4 protein-coding genes are annotated in these 5,415 nt (G+C 65.0%); 1 reads left to right on the top strand and 3 read right to left on the bottom strand.

Going from position 1 to position 5,415, the window contains the following annotated elements:
* Positions 1 to 37: 37 nt before the first annotated feature.
* From ACODTJ_RS28885 to ACODTJ_RS28895, 3 genes are all read right to left on the bottom strand, one after another.
* Positions 38 to 1,027, bottom strand: a complete 990-nt coding sequence (locus tag ACODTJ_RS28885) for an ABC transporter substrate-binding protein (protein WP_488851644.1) — start codon at positions 1,025 to 1,027, stop codon at positions 38 to 40.
* A gap of 83 nt (positions 1,028 to 1,110) precedes the next feature.
* Positions 1,111 to 2,622, bottom strand: coding sequence for an ABC transporter substrate-binding protein (locus tag ACODTJ_RS28890; RefSeq protein WP_454658711.1), 1,512 nt, complete (start codon positions 2,620 to 2,622; stop codon positions 1,111 to 1,113).
* Complete coding sequence (locus tag ACODTJ_RS28895; protein WP_454658712.1) at positions 2,619 to 3,398, bottom strand: GntR family transcriptional regulator; 780 nt, start codon at positions 3,396 to 3,398, stop codon at positions 2,619 to 2,621. The genes ACODTJ_RS28890 and ACODTJ_RS28895 overlap by 4 nt, the downstream gene beginning before the upstream one ends.
* A gap of 368 nt (positions 3,399 to 3,766) precedes the next feature.
* Between ACODTJ_RS28895 and ACODTJ_RS28900 the strand changes: the two genes are divergently transcribed.
* Positions 3,767 to 5,179, top strand: coding sequence for a M20 family metallopeptidase (locus ACODTJ_RS28900; RefSeq protein WP_488851646.1), 1,413 nt, complete (start codon positions 3,767 to 3,769; stop codon positions 5,177 to 5,179).
* The last annotated feature ends 236 nt before the right edge of the window (positions 5,180 to 5,415 follow it).

Raw genomic sequence — 5,415 nt, forward strand, 5'->3', positions numbered from 1 at the left:
TGCGAAATATCACGATTACGACAGCGAAATCAGCGACTTACTTGGAGAATGTGGGCTTAATCCCCTCGACGAAGCCCTCATGCGCAGGCGAGAGCATCTGGGCCAGAGGCTTCTCGGTGCCGCCGAGCACGCCGTCGGTGATCGCCTGCTTGTCGATCGCCTGGGCGATGGCACGGCGCACGCGGGGATCGTTCAGCGGCTCCTTCTGCACGTTCATCGCGAGATAGGCGACGCGCTCGGTCAGCACCGGTACGGGCTTGGCGCGCTGCGAGGTTTTCAGCTGGGCGGCGAGATCGCCATCGAGATTGGCGGCGAGGTCCGAGGTGCCGGCCATCAGATTGGCGACGCGCGTCGCGGCATCGGGAATCGCGCGGAAGACGACGCTCGGGAACGCCGCCTTGGTGCCCCAGTAGGCGTCGTTGCGATTGAGCGTCACCGCAACGCCGCGCTGCCACGCGCCGAACTTGTAGGGGCCGCTGCCGACCGGCGCGAGATTGAAGGCGTCCTTGCCCACGGCCTCGACGACCTTCTTCGGCACGACCGAGAGCTTGACGAGCTGCGCGAGCAGGGCCGGATAGGCACCCTGCGTGGTCAGCGTCACCGTTTTGGCGTCGTCCGCGACGGCGTCGATGATCTTGTCGAACTGGCCGAGCTGCGGGCTGGCGAACTTCGGATCAGTGATGCGCTTGACGCTGAAGACGACGTCGTCGGCGGTCAGCTTCGAGCCGTCATGGAAGGTGATGTCATCGCGCAGCTGGAACTGGATCTTCGTGTCGGAAAGCTGCTTCCACGAGGTTGCGACCTGCGGCGCGATGACACCCTTGTCGTCACGGGTGACGAGATTGTCGAAGATGTTGCGGTAGACGTAGTAGCTGTCCGGGTTCCACTGGACATGCGGATCGAGCGAGTTTGGCTCGCCGACGAGGTCGATCGTCAGACGCTCCTTGGCGGCGAAGGCCGCGCCCCCCGGCAGCGACAAGCAAGCGGCGAGCAGCGCGCCTGCGAGCATTCGGCGTGTTCGCATCATCAGCCATTCCCCTTTTTTGATTGGCGGCGCCCGGTCTCCTCCCGGCGCCTTGATCTTGCAGAGCTGCTGTCGGCCGTTGCGGCTCAGTCGTTCCAGCTCATCCGGTTCAGAAACATGCTTTCGTTCGGCGTCGGCGTGAAATTCAGGTTCTTGGTCGCGCCATAGATCACGACGGCCTGATAGAGCGGGATCACCGGCACATCAGCTGCGACGATCTCATGGACCTGCTTGTAGGCGGCGAGGCGCTTGCCCTTGTCGAGGGTCTGGCGGGCTTCCTCCAGCAGGCCGTCGGTCTTGGGATTGCGATAGGCCGACCAGCCGCTGCTCTTGTGCAGCAGCGGGAAGAGCACGCCATCGGCATCCTGGCAGGCGCAGGACCAGCGGCCGAAGCTCAGCGTCGAGGTGCCTTCCGGCCCGGCCTGGGCGCGCTTCAGATAGCTCGCCATGTCGGACATCGCGATCTTGACGTTGAGCCCGGCCTCGCCGAGCTGCTGCTGCACCGCCTGGACGATGCGCTGGTCGAAGACCGGCGCGGTCGAAAGCTCGATCTCGGCCTTCGCGGCGGGGCCGGCCTCGGCGACCAGGGCCTTCGCCTTGGCGAGGTCGTATTTCGCGGCAGGCATACCATCGACCCATCCGAAGATCGCGGGCGTGAGCAACTGCCCCACTGGCTTGTCGAAGCCGCCGAGCAGGCCCTCGACCAGCCCCTCCTTGTCGATGGCGAGAGCCGCCGCCTGCCGGACCTTGACGTTGTCGAAAGGCGGCTTGGTCGTGTTCAGGCGCAGATAGGCGACACGCTCGGTCAGGCCCGTCAGGGGCTTGGCCTTCGCCGCAGTCTTGAGCTGCGCTGCCTGGTCGCTGTCGAGCGTGACGCCGAGGTCGCTGGTGCCGGCCTGGAGATTGGCAAGGCGGGTCGCGCTGTCCGGCACGGCCCGGAAAATCACGCTCGGGAACGGCCCCTTCGTGCCCCAATAGGCATCGTTGCGTGAAAGCGTCACCGCAACGCCGCGCTGCCAGTTCTCGAATTTATAGGGCCCGCTGCCGACCGGTTTCAGGTTGAAGGCGTCCTTGCCGACCGCCTCGACGACGGCCTTGGGCACGATCGAGAGCTTGACGAGCTGCGCCAGCAAGGCCGGGTAGGCCCCGCTGGTCGTCAGCTTGACCTTGGTCGGCGAGAGCGCGACCGCATCGGTGATCTTGTCGAACTGGCCGAGCTGCGGGCTGCCGAAGCTGCGATCGGTAATGCGCTTGACGCTGAAGACGACGTCGTCCGCGGTCAGCTTCGAGCCGTCATGGAAGGCGATGTCGGACCGAAGCTCGAATTCGATCTCGTTGTCGGACAGGTATTTCCAGGAGGTCGCGACTTGCGGGACGATCTCGCCCTTGTCGTCGCGGGTGACCAGATTGTCGAAGATGTTTCGGTAGACGTAGTAGCTATCGGGGTTCCATTGAACCTGCGGATCGAGCGAGGAAGGCTCGTTGACGAGGTCGACCACGAAGCGCTCTTTGGAGGCTTGCGCGGGAGCGACGCTCCCCAAAGCGAAGATCGCGGCGCAGGCCGCGGCGAGAGGATAGTTTCGCCAGGCAACGGTCATGACTGCTTCTCCTTCGACAGGGGGATAGGCCGATCGGCTGTGACAAGCGGCGATTGGGCGGCGCGACCTCGGCGGGCAGAACGCGCTTGCGGACGAGCCGGCTGCGCCGACATGGCGAGGAAGCCGTGGGCGATTGCGTCGGCGAAGCGCTTTTGGTCGCGTTCGATCGCTCGCCTGGCGAGATCGCTGTCGCCCGCGCCGAGCGCGGCGACCAGCTCGCCGAGATCAGCAGAAGGGATGGCGTGGCCGCAGAGGTCGAGCATCCGCACGATCCGGTCCGAATGATCCCAGATCTCGCCGAGCCAATCGCTGGCGAAGACGCCTGCCCCGGCAGCAAGCAGGTTGCGCAGCTGGCGCTCGGCAGCGCGGGCCGTAGCAAGCGCTGCGAGTTCGGTCCGCCCCGATACGGACTGAACCATCCCGAGCAGCGCAGTCGCCGTGGAGAGCGCGGGCTCTGCCAGCCTGTGCGCTGCCAGGGCCGGCTCGAGCCGGCGACGCCCGTCGATCACCGCTCCGATCAGCGCGCCGTCGATCGGTGCAATCCGCCAGCCCTGCCGGGCATGCCGGCTAACGAAGCGCCCCGCTGCCAACTCGGTCAGCGCGACACGAACGCTGGCGCGGCCCAGCCCGAAGCGCTCGGCGAGGGCCGCCTCATGGACGAAGTCACCGGGCGTGAGCTCGCAGGAGACGATAGCCGTGCGCAGCCGGCGGCTGGCGACATCGAGCAGCGCCTCGGCAATAGGAGCAGGAAGGAAAGGAGAGCTTGCATCGAGCATGACCCGAAGCTTGGCTCGCTTCGTGAGATTTCACAAGCCCTTTGTAAGATTTTAACGCGACGTGCAGAGTGCCGGCGATAGCGCCATTGCAACTCATTGCCACGCAGCGATCCGCAGTGCCCGGCTCCTCAAAACGGCGCTGAAGGACAAGTCGAAGCGGGAGCGGACAAAGGCAAACATCGTGAGCTTCGGAGGACGTAAGCAAAATCCGATCTGCAATAATCGCCGAAACTTCGGACCAAAATTCAGCCGTTCTGCCGTCCGCCGTGTAGTAGCCTCTCGATGCTGGGGCTGCCGACACCTGGCGATTGTGGTGACCGCGGCCTTCGGCGGCCTCTATGGCGCGGATGCCACCTCGGGAGATGGCTGTGCAGAATACCGATAAGATTTGGACGATCGTCGATTCAAAGCAAGCTGACTATATCGAGCTGAGTGACCGCGTCTTTGAGATGCCCGAGCTCAACTACCGGGAGGTCAAGTCAGCTGCTGCTCATGCCGAGCAGCTTCGGCGCGAGGGATTTCGCGTGGAGACGGGCATTGCCGGCTTGCCGACGGCGGTCATGGGCGAGGCGGGAGAAGACGGCCCGGTGATCGCGATACTTGGCGAATACGATGCGCTGCCGGAGCTTTCGCAGGCCCCTGGAGTTTCCGAGCACCAGCCACTTCCAAACCAGCCGGCAGGCCATGGCTGCGGCCATAACCTGCTCGGGGCCGGAGCCATGCTGGCGGCAGCGGCGGTCAAGGATTTCCTCGCGGAGCGTGGGCTCAAGGGCCGCGTCCGATACTATGGCTGTCCGGCCGAGGAAGGCGGAGCGGGCAAGGCGTTCATGGTCAAGGAAGGCGCCTTCAAGGATGTCGACATCGCGATCTCCTGGCATCCGGCCGATTTCGCGGCCGTAACGGCAGCCATATCCCTTGCCAACACGACGATCGACTTCGAGTTCTCCGGCCGCGCCAGCCATGCCGCTGCCGCGCCGCATCTCGGCCGTTCGGCACTCGATGCCGCCGAGCTGATGAATGTCGGCGTCAACTACATGCGCGAGCACATGCCGAGCGATGCCCGCATCCACTATGCCTATTTGGATGCAGGCGGCATCGCGCCGAATGTCGTGCAGGCCAAGGCCAAGCTCCGCTACGTCGTGCGCGCGACGATGGTCTCCCAGGTCCATGAACTCCTCGCCCGCGTCCGGAAAATCGCCGAAGGCGCGGCGCTGATGACGGAAACGACCGTCACTGATGAGGTCGTCAGCGCGATGAGCAGCTTGCTGGCCAACACGCCGCTCGAAGATGCGATGCAGCGCAATTTCGATCGGCTCGGCCCGCCGCCTTTCGACGCGGACGACGTCGCCTTCGCCAGGCGCATGCAGAAGACGGTGACGCCCGCGCATGTCGAAAGCGCTTTCCGACGCTCTGGACTACCGGCGACGGATTTCCCGCTGTGCAACGCCATCGCGCCCAAGGAAGTGCCCGGACCGCGGATGATGGGCTCCACCGATGTCGGCAATGTCTCCTGGGCTGTCCCGACGGTCCAGGCGCGCGGCGCGACCTATACGATCGGCACGCCGGGCCACTCCTGGCAGTTGACGGCCCATGGGCAGTCGCCGCTGGCCCACAAGGGCATGGTTCACGTTGCGAAGGTCATGGCAGGCGTCGCCGTGGACGTCCTCGCCGAACCTGGGTTGCTGGAACAGGCCAAGGCCGATTTCCAGGAGCGCCTGACCCGGACGCCTTACAAGGCGCTGTTGCCGGATGACGCCAAGCCGCCGTTCCACATGTTCTGACGCATGAAGGTCGTGGCCCGGCCGACGGCCGGTCGGGCCATTCGCTGATCGAGAAGATCGTGGCCACGCCCCGCGACGGCGGTGGCGTAGATCTCGGGCGGCACGTTGGCCTTGCTCGGCTTTGGCGGTTTGCGTTGGAACGCGAAAGCCCCGCCGCAGTTGCGACGGGGCTTTTTTGGATTTGGTTGCGGGGGCCAGATTTGAACTGACGACCTTCAGGTTATGAGCCTGACGAG

The organism is Allobosea sp. FG18, from assembly GCF_057809495.1.

Bases quoted from the DNA above. Each gene is read 5' to 3' on its own strand.
- ACODTJ_RS28890 (WP_454658711.1), bottom strand. From the start codon at position 2,622: ATGACCGTTGCCTGGCGAAACTATCCTCTCGCCGCGGCCTGCGCCGCG.
- ACODTJ_RS28885 (WP_488851644.1), bottom strand. From the start codon at position 1,027: ATGATGCGAACACGCCGAATGCTCGCAGGCGCGCTGCTCGCCGCTTGC.
- ACODTJ_RS28895 (WP_454658712.1), bottom strand. From the start codon at position 3,398: ATGCTCGATGCAAGCTCTCCTTTCCTTCCTGCTCCTATTGCCGAGGCG.